The organism is Paenarthrobacter sp. YAF11_1 (assembly GCF_052113445.1).
GTDB lineage: Bacteria > Actinomycetota > Actinomycetes > Actinomycetales > Micrococcaceae > Arthrobacter.
In genome coordinates this window covers 1-15404 of record NZ_JBFRDF010000007.1, presented here as the reverse complement: position 1 = coordinate 15404, position 15404 = coordinate 1, and the positions used below count along the sequence as shown (strand labels likewise).

The window sequence follows — 15404 nt, the reverse complement described above, 5'->3', positions numbered from 1 at the left end:
CGTTGTGGGGCCTGCTTTGCGGGCTTGGTGTGGGTCTTGGGGCGCAGAGCCGGCCCCGCAAGTTGGGCCCTTGCGTTGTGGGGCCTGCTTTGCGGGGTTCGCGTGGGTTTTGGGGCGCAGAGCGGGCCTCGCAACGTGGCGCTGTTCGTCCATATGATGAGATGGGTATCTCATATTGTGGGATGGCTGGCTAGGCTGCTTCGCATGGGAGAAGAATTGAAGCCTTTCGTCGACTGGAACTGGTGCGCGGAGAACGCAGGAAGAATCGTTCTTGCCGACACCCGTTGGTACCTCGACGGATCTTCCGGGAAGGAAGCCTATGAGAGCGGGCATCTTCCGGATGCTGTGTTCATCGACTTGGACCAGTGGTTGTCCCGCCCTGCGTCCCTGGAAGCCGGGAGGAACCCGTTGCCCGATCCTGAGATCTTTGCCCAAGGGATGCGGGAAGCCGGCATCAGCGATGCGGACACAGTGGTTGCCTACGACGACGCCGGGGGAGTTATTGCGGCCAGGCTCGTGTGGATGCTCCGGTCCACGGGGCATAGTGCCGCGATCCTCAACGGAGGCATGGCCGCTTATCCGGGCGAGCTCACCGCTCAGACACCTGCACCACGGACGGGGGTCTTCTCGGCTCAAGCTTGGCCCGAGCACCTGCTCTCCGATATTTCCGAAGTATCTGACGGCAAGTACACCGTCATCGACGCGCGGAACCGCGACCGCTTCGATGGACTCCAGGATCCCGTGGACCCTCGTCCTGGACACGTACCCGGGGCCGTGAATGTTCCGTGCCGCGAAAACCTCGCCTCCACGGGACACTTGATCCAGGAACTGCAGGTTCGCGCGAACTTCGAACGCGCCGGCGTTCTGTCCGCGGGGAACACCGTTTCCTACTGTGGTTCCGGAGTGACGGCCTGCCACATCCTGCTGGCCATGGAGCATGTGGGTATGGGCCAGGGCAAACTGTTCGTCGGCGGATGGTCCCAGTACTCGCGAGCGAACGACAGGCCCGTGGCGAGGACATCCCCAGTGGTGTGAGGCCTGCTTTGCGTGCCTGGCGTGGGTTTTGGGGCGCAGAGCGGGCCTCGCAACGCAGGCCTACGCGGGCATTGCTGGCCTACGCGTGCATCGCGCCCTTGAACCAGCCCGTAATCGACGCTGGGTGTGTGATGGCCGTACCCACTACCACGGCGAACGCTCCGGCGTCGAGGGCTTGCCGTGCTTGGGCAGGGGTATGGATGCGGCCCTCTGCAATGAGGGGCCTGCCCAACTCGGCGGAAGCGATGTGCTCCAAAAGCTCCAAGTCCGGGCCCTCGGTTTTCGGGCGCTCACCGGTGTAGCCGGACAACGTGGTGCCGATCAGGTCAGCACCCGCTTCGACGGCGGCAACAGCATCGTCCAAGGACCCACAATCCGCCATGACCAGCGCATGGGATTCTGCGTGAATGCCGGCCACGGTCGCTGCCAAGGTCAGCCCATCCGGACGCTCCCGACGTGTTCCGTCAATCGCCACAACGTGCGCACCGGCATTCGCCACAGCCAAGGCATGACGAAGCGTAGGTGTAATGAAGACGCCGTCATGCCCGTCCTTCCAGAGGCCAATGACTGGAACCTCGACGGCGGCGCGCGTGAACTGCACGTCGGCCAACCCTTGGACGCGGATCGCCGCAGCACCTCCGATGACAGCCGAGGCCGCCACCTGGGCGGTGGTCCGGGGATCACGCATGGGCTCTCCGGGGTACGCCTGGCAAGAGACGATCAACTGGGAACGGAGGGCTTCGAGGCCTTCGGGTGTGAGGATCATGAGGTTCCCTTTACTTACAGACTACTTAAGGACGAGTTTCGCGGCGCCAACAATGGCCGCTGTGTTCCCTAGCGTTGCCGGGAGGACAGGGACGGCAACCAAGGGAGCCAGGAGTTCTTTCCGGAGCGCCGTTTCCATGGGCTTCCACCACAGTTCACCGGCATCGGCAAGGCCGCCGGAGATCACCACGGTTTCAGGATCAAGGATGTTGATAAGCCCGCCCACGGCCTGTCCAGCAGCGGCTGCGCCAATCTCGATGGCACGCAAAGCAGCAGCGCGGCTGTTCGCAGAGCCTGCGGCAGCACCGCCGTCGTACGCAGCACCGCCGTCGTTCGCTTCAGTAGCGGCCAGCGCAAACACGCCCCTGGTGTCGGCAGCGTCCACGGCAGAACCGCCAAACCGCAAAAACGCTTCATAAAGGGCGGGCCCGGAAGCCACAGCCTCAACATGCCCGGAACCACCGCACACGCAAGCCAAAGGACGCCCGGAAAACACGGCATAGGGAGAAGCGAAATGCCCCACGTGGCCGCCCACAAATCGGTGACCCAAAACAGGAGCGCCGTTCAGCACAAAACTTCCACCGACACCCGTTCCGAACGCCACCATAAGTGAACTTGAGGACCCTGCGGCAGCTCCAAGCCACGCTTCGCCAAGGGCGTGGGCGTGGACGTCGTTGACGGCTCGCACAGCCGAGGCGGGAAGCGAAAGACGGGATGAAAGCCCAAAAACGAGATCAGTCCCGGCCCAACCGTGAATCGCGTCCGTGGCAGACACCACAGCCCCGGAAGAGGCGTCGATCACCCCAGCGGAGCCGATGCCGACGCCGGAAACCGAAATCCCGGCGTCGGCAGCGCTCGCCATCAAGCCCGCGATCAGCGCAGCGGTGGCGTCGAGGATTGCTTCGCCACCGGCCCGGTTCAAGGTCGGAATGGTCTCCGACATCAACACTTCGCCAGAAGGGGCAACAACCCCGGCGGCGGTTTTGGTGCCACCGAGGTCAACGCCGATCACGTGGTTCATGGAAGCCTAGACCAGCCCGTTCCGCTCCAGAATTGAACGAATCAGAGCCGTCTCGGAGGCATTCAAAGACAGCATCGGTGAGCTCATGGTGTTGGACTCGATGACGCCCATCACCTGAAGCGCGGTCTTGAAAGCGCCCAGGCCAGCAGCGCCTCCGGAGACACGGCCGTTGGGGGCGTAGACGATCTCGAAGACGTCGGCCAGGCGGTCCTGCTCCCTTGCCGCGAGAGCCCAGTCACCGGCCTGGGCGGCGTCGAACAGTCGGCGGTAGCCTGCTGGATCAACGTTGCCGAGACCCGGAACAACACCCTGGGCGCCACCGAGGAGAGCGCCGTCCACCACCACTTCGTGACCCGTGAAGATGTCGAAGTTGGGGATGTCCTTGGCGGCCAGGAGCAGTTGGCGGAAGGAGACGTCGTCGCCGGAAGAGTCCTTGACGCCGGCAATGACACCATCGCGGCCGAGCCGGACCAGCAGGTCCGTGGGCAGTTTGAAGTGCGTGCGGACCGGGACGTCGTAGGCGAAGATCGGCTTTTCGATGGCCGCGTGGATGCTGCGGAAGTGCGTTTCAGTCTCCGCGGCGTTGCCGATTGCGTAGTACATGGAGGTGACCACGATCGCGTCGGCGCCGAGGTCCACCACCTTGCGGGCTTCCTCGATGACGCGGTGGGTGGTTTGCTCGTTGGCGCCCACGATCAGCGGAACCGCTCCGGCGTTGGCGTCGGCGATGGTGGAGACCACCAGTTCACGCTCGTCGTTGGTCAGGTAGGGGACTTCGCCGGAGGAGCCGAGGACGAAAAGCCCGGACACCCCGCCGTCGATCAGGTGTTTGGTGACGTTCTTCAGCGACGCGGTGTCGATGCTGCCGTCGGCGTGGCGGGGGGTAATGACCGGGGGGATGACGCCCTGGAACTGAGTGGACACAGAATTCTCCGTTGTTTGTAGCTTGTGAAGGGAAAAACTAGATGTGAAGCAGGCTCGGCGCGGCGCCCAGGAGCTTCTTGGTGTAGTCGTTGCTCGGGTTGTCGAAGACCTGACTGGCTGTGCCTTGCTCCACGATCTTGCCGAAGTACATGACGCAGATGCGGTCCGAGACATAGCGGACGGTCTGGATGTCGTGCGAGATGAAGACCATGCCAAGGTTCAGCTGCTTCTTGAGGTCGGACAGCAGGTTCAGGACCTGGGCGCGGACCGAAACGTCTAGGGCCGACGTCGGCTCGTCCGCCACGATGATGTCCGGGTCCAAAGCCAGGGCGCGTGCGATCGCCACGCGCTGGCGCTGGCCGCCGGAAACCTGCGACGGCGTCACCTCGGCTGCCGATGCCGGCAAGCCCACCAGCGCCAACAGTTCCTTGACCGTGGCAGCGCGGGAGGCAGCGTTGCCGATGCCGTGGATCTGCAGCGGATCGGTGAGGATGTCCTGAATGGTCATGCGCGGGTTCAAGGCCGTTGCCGGGTCCTGGAAGACCACGGAGACGGACCTGCCAAACTGCTTGCGCATGGCCGCGTTCCGTTTGATTGCGGGCTTCCCGTGGAACAATACCTGGCCCGACGTCGGCGGCTGGAGTCCCACAAGTACTGACGCGAGCGTGGACTTGCCGCAGCCGGACTCACCGACGATGCCCACGGTTTCGCCGCGGCTGATGGTGAAGTCCACGCCGTCCACAGCCTTGACGATGTTCGGACGGAACAGGCCACCGGTCCGTGCATGGTGGTAGACCTTGACGTCCTTGAGTTCGATGACCGGCTTTCCGGTTGACAGGCTCATTTCGCGTCCTCCTTCAAATGGCTCGCCCAGTAGTGGTCGGCATCGCCGCCGTTGACGGAGTCAACCGAAGCAACCGCGGTGAGGACCAGTGGCTGGTGGGGATCGGCGTCGGGCCTCAGTGAGCGGGCCGCAAAGCGGTCTCCCGTGGCGAAGTCCCGCGGCGACGGGACCGTGCCGGGGATCTGGTGCAGGCGAACAGCATCGGCCTCGATGGAGAGGACGGCACCCAACAGGCCGCGAGTGTACTCGTGCTTGGGATTCTGCAGGAGCTCGGAGGCCTGGGCCGATTCCACCACCTGGCCGGCGTACATCACGGTGATGCGGTGGGCGAGGGAGGCCACCAACGCGAGGTCGTGGCTGACAAACACCATGGCGAATCCGAGCTGCTCGCGGAGTTCGTTGAGGAGGTCCACAACCTGCTTCTGGACAGTGACATCCAGGGCGGTGGTGGGCTCATCAGCCACAACGATCTTCGGCGAGCGGGAGAGGGCCATGGCAATCAGCACGCGCTGGCGCTGGCCGCCGGAGAGCTCGTGCGGGTAGCTGGCGAGTGTCCGGACGGGATCCAGTTTCACCATCTCCAGCAGCTCGGTGGGAGTCTTGCGGCCGCCGCGCTTGGTGAGCTGTTCCAGCTGGTCCTTGATCTTCATGGAGGGGTTGAGCGAGCTCAACGCGTCCTGGTAGACCATGGCGATCTGCTCACCGCGAAGGCCCTCGTAAGCCTTGGGGTTGCTGTGCTTGGTGGTGGAGTCCAGGAGTTCCTTGCCATCGAAGGTGATGGAGCCGGTGACCTGGGCAGTCTTGGGCAGCAGCCCCATCACAGCAAGTGAGGTGATCGACTTGCCACAACCGGATTCACCCACGAGGCCCATGGTTTCGCCTTCGCGGACCGTGAACGAGACGTTGTCCACGATCGCGATGTCGCCGAAGCGGCTTGGGAAACGGATGGACAGGTTCTTCACTTCGAGGATATTGCGGGCTCCCGGGGGGACCTGCGGGAGACGGTCTGTACGCTTCGCTTCGATGGCTGCCAGGAGTTCCAACTCGCGGTCCAACAAGAGGTGCGGGTTTGCTGCGGCCAGCTTCACGTCGGTGAGGACGGCTGAGGTGCCCATATCGGAAGTGACGGTGTCGCCGGAAGCCGCACGGACACCGTCGAGCTCGTGTTGCTCAACCACGGACGGCTGGGCCACCGAGGTGGCAACCTCAGCGTCGACAGCAACGGCGGCTGAAGCACCGTCGTCGTCCTTTACTACCGGCGCGCGCCGGAGCTTCGGGTTCACCATGGCGTCGGTGAGGCCCTCGGCCAGGATGTTCAGGGACAGCACGGTCAGCAGGATGGTGACACCGGCGAAGGTGGTGGCCCACCAACCGCCGGACAGGACCAGGTTGCGGCCGTAGGAAATGACGTTGCCCCAGGAAGGTGCGGGGTCCTGGACGCCCGCGCCGAGGAAGGACAGCGAGGCTTCGAGGATGATGGCGTCCGCCACCATGACCGTTGCGAACACCAGCACTGGAGCTGCGGTGTTGCGGACGATGTGCTTGACCAGGATGTAGAAACGGCCGGCACCGATCACGCGTTCAGCACGGACGTAGTCTTCGCCGTACTGTGCCAGTACGTTGGCTCGGACCACGCGGGCAAGCTGTGGGGTGTAGATGATGGCGATCGCAATGATGATGGTGGGAACCGAATTGCCGAACGCGGCCAGCAGCACAGCTGCGAGGGCGATGCCGGGGAACGCCATGAGGATGTCCATGAGCCGCATGATGATCTCGTTCACGGACTTGCTGGACGTCGCGGCGAAGGAACCAAGGAGCGCTCCGGCGAGGATGGCCAACGCAACCGCGCCGAGGCCGATCAACAGCGAAGACTGGGCTCCGAACAGGAGCCGGGAGAAGATATCGCGGCCCAGGCGGTCAGTTCCGAAGAAGTGTTCGGCGCCCGGCGGGGTGGCCGGTATGAACGTCTCCAGCGGATCGTGCGGTGCGATGACCGGCGCGAAGATGGCCGCCAGGACAATCACGATGAGGAAGAGCAGGGCGATGCGGGAGCCCCACGGCAGGGCATTGAAACGAATGCCCGGGGCACTTAGCCGTTCTGCGAGCTTGCTGCGCATGAGCTATACCGTCCTGATTCGTGGGTTGATGAGCAGGTAGAGAAGGTCCACCACGATGTTCACCAGGACAAAGGTGACCGAGATGGTGAGCACCACGCCCTGGACCAGGTTGACGTCCAGGTTGGTGATGCCGTTGAGGATCAGTTGGCCCATGCCGGGCAGGGCGAAAATCATTTCAATCACGACGGCGCCGCCCAGCAAGTAGCCGACGCGGAGTCCCAGCACGGTCACCGGGGTGACGAGCGCGTTGCGGAGGACGTTCTTGGAGACAACCTCGCGGTAGGGGACGCCGTTGCCGATGGCAGTGCGGACGTAGTCGCGGTCCAGTTCCTCCACCATGGAGGTGCGGACCACGCGGATCAGCGATGCCGACACAGGAATGCCGAGCGCCAAGGCCGGGAGGGCCATGGAGTTGAGCCAACCGCCGAAGCCGGACTCCGGCGTCGCAATACCACCCGAGGGGAACATCGGGTTGGCGCCGAGCGCGAACCACTGGATGAGCAGGATGCCCAGCCAGAACGACGGCGTGGCGATCGCGGCGATGGAGAAGACGCGGACCAGTTGGTCCTGCCACTTGTCGCGATGGAGGGCACCGAGGATGCCGAACGCGAGCGAGAGCACGATCGCGATAAGGACACCCAGGAAGGTGAGCTGCAGGGTCAGCGGGAACGCCGAGCCGATCATGGATGCCACCGATTTTGCCGGCGGAGTGGTAACCCCGAGGTCGAACTGCAGGAGCTTTCCGAGGAAGCGGAAGTACTGCAGGACCAGGGGATCGTTCAGGCCATTGTCCTGGCGGTACTGCTGCTTCGCTTCTTCACTGGCGCCATCGCCGAGGGCCGAGCTGGCCTGGTCGCCGGGAGCGGCCTGCAGGACGAGGAAGACGAGCAACGTAATGCCCAGGATCATCAATGGCAATGCTGCAAGTCTGCGACCAAGCAAACGCAATATCGTGACCAATTTGTTCTCCGGTTGGTTGGGGTGTTGCTGGTTGTGGGGCCTGCTCTGCGGGCTATTTGGGGGATATAGGCCGCAGAACGGGCCTCACAACAGGGAGGGTGCTTAGGCGGTTCGTCCGACGTCGATGAACGACAAGCCGGTGGTGGGCAGGGGCTGGAAGCCGTTGAGCTTCTTCTCATCCCAGGCGCTGGGGAGTTGGCGGTGGAAGATCGGGTAGAGCGGCACTTCATCGGACACCATGTCCACGATTTCGCCCACGATCTTCTTGGCCTCTTCACCGGATGCCTGGGAGCCCTTGTTCATGAGTTCCTGCAGTTTGGCGCGTTCCGGGGTGGACCAGAAGGCGCGCTTGTCCATCCAGGTCGCGCCCGAGTAGAACCAGCTCAGGAGGAGGTCAGCATCGTTGCCGAAGACCGAGGGATCGCCAGGGGCAGCAACCACGGAGAAGTCGCCCTTGCCAACACGGTCGCTGTACAACGCGCCGGACTGAAGGCTCTTGACGGTGACCTTGACACCCGGGATCTTGTTCCAGGATTCGAGGATCAGCGGTGCAACGTCCTTGACCCAGGCAGTGTCCGTGGTGAGGAGTTCGAATTCGAGGTTGGTGACGCCGGCCTGCTTCAGCAGATCTTCTGCCTTGGAAGTATCAAAGCTGTAGACGTTCTTGGCCTTGACGTAGTCCGGGTGGCCTTCCTGGAAATAAGAACTGGCGGCCTTGGCGTTGCCGAACAGGGCCTTCTTGATGATGGATTCTTTGTCCATGCCGTAGTGGAGCGCCTGACGAACCAGTTTGTTGTCGAACGGGGCCTTGGCGCAGTTGAACATGAGGAACAGCAGGCCGAAGGACTGGACGGATTCAACCTTGACCTTGGACTTCAGGCCGTCGACGTCCAGGTAGGGAACGTCTTCGATCGCCTGAACGCGGCCGGACTGGACTGCGGTGACGCGGGCTGCCGCGTCGGAGAGCAGCAGCCAGGTCATGCCCTTGGCCAGTGCCGGCTTGGGACCGTTGTAAGCGGCGAACGCTTCGAAGACGATCTTGTCGTCCTTGACTGCCGAGATGAGCTTGTACGGACCCGAGCCCACCGGGGAAGCGTCGAAGGCCTTCAGATCTGTGGCGAGTGCCTTCGGAACGATCTTCACCACGGAGATGCGGGGGCCGAAGCCCGGGAAGGCGTACTTAAGGGTGAACTCCACCGTCTTCGCGTCCAAGGGCTTGACGTCCTGGATGAAGGGAATGAACTGGGAGAACAGGGACTTGTTGGCAGGGTCCATCACGCGGGTGAACGAGAAGGCGACGTCCTCGGTGGTAACGGGGGAACCGTCGTGGAACGTGGCACCGTCGCGGATGGTCACTTGGTAGGTGGTGTCGTTGATCTTCTTGGGATCCGTGGCGGCCAAGGCGTTGTAGGGCTGACGCGTGGCTGGGTGTAACTCAATGAGGCCTTCGAAGATGTGCAGGTTGGCTGCCATCGGCGTGGCTCCGGAGGAGCTGAGGGGATCGAAGCCGGTGGACAGCGCGTAGGAGATGCCGGCCTCAATGGTGAGGTCTTTATTGACCGCGGCAGTGTTGGTGGTGGTACCGGTGGTGGTGCTGGCAGCGCCGCCGCACGCAGAGAGGGTTGCCGTGAAGGCGGCCGCTGCACCAACTGCGCCGCTTAGCTTCAGGAAGTTCCGGCGGCTGGCATCGTTGACCAGCGGCAGGCTGTGGATCGTCTTGCTCATAGGGTGCCTCACCATTCGCGTTTCGTGGGTTATCGGATGTAGGACGTCCGATGCTCGTATGGAAACTGTAAGGGCGGTCACAACGGAACGTCAAGTGGGAATGTGCGCTTGGGCTGCTGCCGCGCGCCTGGCGGCTTGCCGGCTGCGGCCGGTCCTGAGGGGAAATCTCAACGATTTCCCGGTACATAGCTATGACGGAGGTGGGACATCCGATATTGTATGTTGCGAGTCACTCATTCTTGGGTGGGCACTAAGCTCGCCTCAATATTAACACCGCACCTGCTCTCGGAACCGGCCTCTGCCGGTCTGCGGGGCAGGTGCATCGGCAAGGAGAAAGCCATGACAACTTCCGGTGTGGTTCCGCAGGCGCGGTTCAGTGCACAGGCCCGGCTGCGTGCCTTGCAGTCGGACATTATGGAATTGATTCTTGAGCGCGAGCTCGAGGCAGGCGATCCGTTGCCGACCGAGAGCGAGCTTTCCGGCGCCCTCGGCGTGGGCCGCAACACGCTCCGCGAGTCGCTCAAGGTGCTGCAAGCCCTGGGCGTCATCGAAATCCGCCACGGCTTCGGCATGTTCGTGGCGCCGAGTAACTTTGACGCACTGGCGGACGGCCTGACATTCAGGGGCCGGCTCTCGCTGCGGCATCAGGGGTTGGAAGCCCTGCAGCTGGTGGATGTGCGCCAGGCGCTGGAGTCCGGCCTGATCGGCTCGTCCATCGATGTCATGACCAAGGAGCAGCTCGCGTCCATCGAGGCGGCCGTGAAGCAGATGGAAGAGCTGGCCGCTGCCGGCGAAAACTTCGTGGCTGCCGACGCCGAATTCCACCGCCGCCTCTTCGAACCTCTGAACAACGAGCTCCTGATCAACCTCATGGGCGTGTTCTGGAAGGTGTACCGGAAGATCCACGTGGAGATCGGACCAGGGAACGAAGACCTGGCGAAGACTGCTGCGATGCACCGAGGAATCTATGCGGCTGTCGCCGCGGGGGACAAGGTCCTGGCGTCCGAACTGCTCAACCGACACTTCGATGGCATCCGCCGCCGCATCAGTGAGGCCGTCGGGGAGTAAACGCCCCGCACTCAACTCAAGGGCCGCCGTCGTACTTCTTTGAAAAGTACGACGGCGGCCCTTTCCGTTCTGCGGCCGGCTCGCCTGCCGCCGTGGCAGCCCAACCAGGTCTCATTAGTGCGCGTTTTGACGGCTCAAAACGCGCTCAACTGCTACCCAGTTGGGTACCTGGGGACAACAAAAGACCCGCACCGGCGAACCGGTGCGGGTCTTGATTTGTGCGCCCAAAGGGATTCGAACCCCTGACCTTCTGTTCCGTAGACAGACGCTCTATCCAGCTGAGCTATGGGCGCATTTCGTGTGATTCTCGGCGGTCTGTTTCTCTGACCCCCTCGAACCTCAATAAACTTTACAGAAGTTCATGTGAAGTTCCAAATCGAAAAGCTGTAATCTGCGCAACTAGACCGGTCTACGTGACCTTAGTCACTTAAATCTCGCTTTTCACTACCCCAACCCCTTATTTCTAGCGGTTTTTACTTTTGGGCTGTGTGGATGTCCGATGTCTGACAGCGGATTGGTCTGGTCCGCGGCCCCTATCGTTTAGGACACACCACTGAACCCGAGGAAGGGAACCGCAATGGGCGATCTGGCGCGACTGCCGCTGCTTGAGAAGGCACCTACTACGCATGCACGCCTGCTGGCCTGGGTTGAGGAAGTTGCCGAGCTGACTCAGCCGGACCGCATCCACTGGGTTGATGGCAGCGAAGCAGAAAACAAGAAGCTCACCGACGAACTGGTCGAGGCCGGCACGCTGAAGCGGCTGAACCCGGAAACGTTCCCGAACTCTTTCGCAGCGTTCTCCGACCCGGCTGACGTTGCCCGTGTAGAAGAGCAGACCTTCATCTGCTCAGAGAACGAGCGCGACGCAGGCTTCACCAACAACTGGATGGCCCCGGCCGAAATGAAGCAGAAGCTGCGCGGACTGTTCGCCGGCTCCATGCGCGGCCGCACCATGTACGTCATTCCGTTCGTCATGGGCCATCTGGATGCCGAGGACCCCAAGTTTGGCGTCGAGATCACTGACTCCGCCTACGTTGTTGCCTCCATGCGCATCATGGCCCGCATCGGGACGGACGTCCTGGACCGCATCACGCAGACCGACGCGTTCTTCGTCCCCGCCCTCCACTCGCTGGGCGCACCTCTGGAAGCCGGCCAGGCTGACGTTGCATGGCCTTGCAACACGGACAAGTGGATTGTGCACTTCCCCGAAGAGCGCTCCATCTGGTCCTTCGGCTCCGGCTACGGCGGCAACGCCCTCCTGGGCAAGAAGTGCTACGCGCTGCGCATCGCTTCGGTGATGGCACGTGACGAAGGCTGGCTGGCCGAGCACATGCTCATCCTTAAGCTGACCTCGCCGGAGCAGAAGACCTACTACGTCTCGGCTGCTTTCCCGTCCGCTTGCGGCAAGACCAACCTTGCGTTGCTCGACCCCACCATCAAGGGCTGGAAGGTTGAGACCCTTGGCGACGACATCACCTGGATGCGCTTCGGCAAGGAAGGCGAACTCCGCGCGGTCAACCCTGAAGCAGGCCTGTTCGGCGTTGCACCGGGCACCGGCTGGGGCACCAACCCGAACGCCATGCGCGCTATTGCCAAGGGCAACAGCATCTTCACCAACGTGGCACTGACCGACGACGGTGGCGTCTGGTGGGAAGGAATGACGGAGGAAACTCCGGCGCACCTGACCGACTGGCGTGGTGAGTCCTGGACTCCGGACTCCGACGCACCCGCTGCGCACCCGAACTCGCGCTTCTGCACGCCGATCGACCAGATCGACATGCTGGCTGAGGAATACTTCAGCCCTGAAGGCGTGGAACTGTCCGCGATCCTGTTCGGTGGCCGACGCAAGACCACCATCCCGTTGGTCACCGAGGCCCGCGACTGGTCCAACGGCATTTTCATGGGTTCCACGCTGTCCTCCGAGACCACTGCTGCTGCCGCTGGTGCCGTTGGCGTCGTTCGCCGCGACCCCATGGCCATGCTTCCGTTCATCGGCTACGACGCAGGGGACTACCTGAACCACTGGGTGAACCTGTCCGCGAAGGCAAACCCGGAGCGTCTGCCCAAGATCTTCCTGGTCAACTGGTTCCGTCGCACGGCTGAAGGCGGCTTCGCCTGGCCTGGCTTCGGAGACAACGCCCGGGTGCTCAAGTGGGCCATCGAGCGTCTCGAAGGCAAGGCCGACGCTGTGGAAACTCCGATCGGCTTCGTACCGACCGGTGAATCCATCGACCTCGAGGGTCTGGACATGACCCCGGCTGAGGTTGAGTCGGCTGTTCGCGTCGACCCGGAGGAGTGGGCAACTGAGCTGGCGTCCATCGAGGAATGGTTCGCGAACTTTGGCGAGTCGCTCCCGGCGGCGCTCCAGTCCGAGCTGGATGGTCTCAAGACCCGTCTGGGCTAGACCTCTTAGGAACAACGGCGTTCTTAAGTGAACGACGACGGCCCGTCACCTTTCGTTTGAAAGGTGGCGGGCCGCCGTCGTTCCAGTCACTGGTGGCGTGATGCCTGAAGCCTAGCTGGCAAGCCACACGTCCGGGCCGAAGACTTCGTAGTGGATCTGGGTGGCGGGAATTCCTGCGTCAATGGCTTCGTCGCGGATCTTCTTCATGAAGGGAAGCGGGCCGCAGAGGTACAACGAGGCGTCCGCGGGGACGTCCACTTCCCGCAGGGACATGAAACCCTGGCTGGCTGCGGCATGCGGTGTTTCGAGCCAGAGTTTCAGATCGGCGTCGATTGTGGCAGCGTCTGCCGTCATTTGCCCGCTGAGTGCCCAGTTGTCCATGGTCTTCTCCGCGTGGAGGACCAGGACCTGCCGGTCCGTGCCAGTCTCGGCGAGTGAACGCAAAATGGACGCTGTGGGTGTGCAGCCAATTCCTGCCGAGGCGAGAATGACCGGGCCGGCTCCCTGCTTGAGGGTGATTTCGCCGTAAGGGTTCGAGATCTCCAGAATGTCGCCGGGTTCGACGTCGGCATGCAGGGCGGTGGACACCTCGCCGCCGTCATTGAGTTTGGTGGTGAAGGTCCGGCTTGTGCCCGTGTCGCCGGACAAGGAATACTGGCGCACCTGGCGCAGTCCGTCGCTGAGGAGGACCTTGACGCTGATGTACTGACCCGGCATCGCTGGCGTGACCGGGGTGTCGTCCGCAGGTTCCAAGGTAAACGTTACGGCGTCCGCGCCTGCCTGCTCCTTGGTGGTGACGCGCCAGGGCATCCACATTTTGCTGTTGGCTTGGGAAGCGTAGAGATCCTTTTCAAGCTTGATCAAGGCATCGGCCATGAGCCAGTAGACCTCAGTCCATGCCTCCGCGATGTCCGGCGTGATGACCTCGGCCAGGTCTGAGGCGATGGCTGCGAACAAGTGCGTGTACACCACGTCGTATTGGTCCTCGGTGATTCCGAGGGAGGCGTGCTTGTGCGCGATGCGGGAAAGGACCTTCTCTGGAAGGGTTCCCGGGTTGTTGACCAGATGGGTTGCGAAGGCCGCGATGCTCCCGGCGAGTGCCCGCTGTTGATCACCTGAGCGCTGGTTGGAACGGCTGAAGAGCCCATCAAGCAACTCTGGATGGGCTGCGAAAAGCCGCTGGTAGAAGTCGGCTGTGATGGCGCCGATACGCGAGCCCACCAAGGGGAGGGTTGCTTCGATGATGGGGCGGGACTTTTCCGAGAGCATGGTTCTCCTGGGTGTAGGGGCCAGCCGAGACCGACCGAAATATATAAGCATTTGGAATGCGTATATTTATACCTCAACTTCTACACCTTGTAGAAGACTTGTGCAAACTGGGAGGAAGGTACCGGAAGGGTGATTCCAGGAGGCCGGTTACGGCTGGGTGGCCGGTACCCTGAACTCCGGCCGCAACCCGATGGACTGGAATACCGGGTTCATCTGGCGGGGGTGGGGGAGGGACGCGATAACCACAGTGTCCAGTTCGGTGTAGAACGCTTCCCTGGCCCGATTCATCGCGTGGCGCAGGCCGCACTCATTGATGAGCGGGCAATTCTTGGTGGGGGATTGGCACTCCGCTGGATCCTGTCGGCTGTCCAGATGCCTCAGGACTTCCCCGACCGTTGCTCGCCGCCCTGATTCATTGAGTCGGGAACCGCCCAGCCGTCCCCGTTCGACATCGATATACCCCAGGGCACGCAGGCGGACCATCGCCTTGCTGACGTGGTTGTACGGCGTTCCCACGGCGTCCGCCACCGCTTGGGTGGTCAGGAGCATGCCTTCGGGGGCCGCGGCCAACACCATGATGGCGCGGAGGCTGACATCTGCGAACGCGTTGATTTTCATGGCATCAGCTCCCGGGTAGGGTCCAGCTCACGGGCAGGGTCTAGTCCACCCAGACGGATGGCTCGTGTGTATCGGGTTCCATCGCGCTGAAGGCAAAGCCCTCGGCCGTGGGTGTGTACGGAATGATCGCTGCCAGGACTTCGCCGTTCCGATGTTCGGCTGCGCCGTGGATACCGTCGGACCCATGGTCCGGCAGGCTGACGTCGCTCACCACTGCTACGGCCCGGTAATCGTCCCGGCCCTGGCACAGCAGGTCATGGACGTCGGTCAGCATTTGGCCGGCATCGACGTCGCCGTTTTCATCCGGCTCACCGGGAGCAATCATCACTATCCGCAACTCGCCGTCGTTGGACAGAGTGATGCCGAAGGGGAAGAAGCCGCCGTTCTGCTGGATGTGCTCCTGGGCAGTTCCCAAAGCGGTGCCCAGGGTTTCACGGAGTTCGCGGTCCTGGTCGGTTTCCTCCGGGACGTCTGCGGTAGCGGGCTGATCGTTCATGCCTGAACCTATGCCCGGACCAGTGCGAGGACGCGGTCGCGGATCTTTTCCATGGTGGGCTGGTCCTTGGCTTCGGCGTTCAGGCGGAGGAAGGGTTCGGTGTTGGATGGGCGCAGGTTGAACCACCAGCTGCCGTCCTTGGCCGTGAAGGTGCTGCC

Annotated in this window: 13 protein-coding genes, 1 tRNA gene and 1 pseudogene; 3 read left to right on the top strand and 12 right to left on the bottom strand. The window is 62.7% G+C overall.

Translation table 11 applies throughout. From position 1 onward, the window contains the following. The first annotated feature begins 204 nt into the window (after positions 1-204). Positions 205-1035, top strand: coding sequence for a sulfurtransferase (locus AB4Y77_RS12365; protein ID WP_442014159.1), 831 nt, complete (start codon positions 205-207; stop codon positions 1033-1035). A 79-nt stretch (positions 1036-1114) separates the two neighbouring features. Here the strand turns inward: AB4Y77_RS12365 and AB4Y77_RS12360 are convergent, their stop codons facing one another. The 7 genes from AB4Y77_RS12360 to AB4Y77_RS12330 form a co-directional block, all read right to left on the bottom strand. After that, a complete protein-coding gene (locus tag AB4Y77_RS12360) occupies positions 1115-1801 on the bottom strand; it encodes an N-acetylmannosamine-6-phosphate 2-epimerase (protein WP_442014158.1) in 687 nt (228 codons plus the stop codon). 21 nt (positions 1802-1822) lie between these two features. Further along, complete coding sequence (locus AB4Y77_RS12355) at positions 1823-2821, bottom strand: ROK family protein (RefSeq protein ID WP_442014157.1); 999 nt, start codon at positions 2819-2821, stop codon at positions 1823-1825. Between the two features lie 6 nt (positions 2822-2827). Beyond that, positions 2828-3745, bottom strand: coding sequence for a dihydrodipicolinate synthase family protein (locus AB4Y77_RS12350; protein WP_442014156.1), 918 nt, complete (start codon positions 3743-3745; stop codon positions 2828-2830). 37 nt (positions 3746-3782) lie between these two features. Then, positions 3783-4589, bottom strand: coding sequence for an ABC transporter ATP-binding protein (locus AB4Y77_RS12345; RefSeq protein WP_311215315.1), 807 nt, complete (start codon positions 4587-4589; stop codon positions 3783-3785). Continuing rightward, positions 4586-6706, bottom strand: a complete 2121-nt coding sequence (locus AB4Y77_RS12340) for a dipeptide/oligopeptide/nickel ABC transporter permease/ATP-binding protein (RefSeq protein ID WP_442014155.1) — start codon at positions 6704-6706, stop codon at positions 4586-4588. Before AB4Y77_RS12340 ends, AB4Y77_RS12345 begins: the two co-directional genes overlap by 4 nt. Before the next feature lie 3 nt (positions 6707-6709). Further along, complete coding sequence (locus AB4Y77_RS12335) at positions 6710-7666, bottom strand: ABC transporter permease (RefSeq protein WP_311215317.1); 957 nt, start codon at positions 7664-7666, stop codon at positions 6710-6712. A gap of 102 nt (positions 7667-7768) precedes the next feature. Next, positions 7769-9406, bottom strand: coding sequence for an ABC transporter substrate-binding protein (locus AB4Y77_RS12330; protein ID WP_442014154.1), 1638 nt, complete (start codon positions 9404-9406; stop codon positions 7769-7771). Between the two features lie 324 nt (positions 9407-9730). Between AB4Y77_RS12330 and AB4Y77_RS12325 the strand changes: the two genes are divergently transcribed. Beyond that, positions 9731-10459 carry a FadR/GntR family transcriptional regulator gene (locus AB4Y77_RS12325; RefSeq protein ID WP_442014153.1) on the top strand — a complete coding sequence of 243 codons (729 nt, stop codon included), beginning with the start codon at positions 9731-9733 and terminating at the stop codon, positions 10457-10459. A 219-nt stretch (positions 10460-10678) separates the two neighbouring features. Here AB4Y77_RS12325 and AB4Y77_RS12320 read toward each other — a convergent pair. Then, positions 10679-10752, bottom strand: a tRNA-Arg gene (locus AB4Y77_RS12320). Positions 10753-11036: 284 nt separating this feature from the next. On the opposite strand from AB4Y77_RS12320, the gene AB4Y77_RS12315 reads away from it, so the two are divergent. Further along, positions 11037-12863, top strand: coding sequence for a phosphoenolpyruvate carboxykinase (GTP) (locus AB4Y77_RS12315; RefSeq protein ID WP_017198121.1), 1827 nt, complete (start codon positions 11037-11039; stop codon positions 12861-12863). A 111-nt stretch (positions 12864-12974) separates the two neighbouring features. Here the strand turns inward: AB4Y77_RS12315 and AB4Y77_RS12310 are convergent, their stop codons facing one another. The 4 genes and pseudogenes from AB4Y77_RS12310 to manB form a co-directional block, all read right to left on the bottom strand. Next, the gene (locus AB4Y77_RS12310) at positions 12975-14132 is read right to left on the bottom strand and encodes a globin domain-containing protein (RefSeq protein WP_442014152.1); all 1158 of its coding nucleotides are present in this window, start codon (positions 14130-14132) and stop codon (positions 12975-12977) included. Positions 14133-14279: 147 nt separating this feature from the next. After that, positions 14280-14750 (bottom strand): RrF2 family transcriptional regulator, encoded by a 471-nt coding sequence (locus AB4Y77_RS12305; protein WP_442014151.1) that lies wholly within the window; start codon positions 14748-14750, stop codon positions 14280-14282. A gap of 40 nt (positions 14751-14790) precedes the next feature. Then, positions 14791-15246: a hypothetical protein gene (locus AB4Y77_RS12300; protein WP_442014150.1), complete on the bottom strand. Its 456-nt coding sequence runs from the start codon at positions 15244-15246 to the stop codon at positions 14791-14793. Positions 15247-15254: 8 nt separating this feature from the next. Beyond that, positions 15255-15404 (bottom strand): annotated as a pseudogene (gene manB, locus AB4Y77_RS12295) (phosphomannomutase/phosphoglucomutase); the annotation flags it as partial.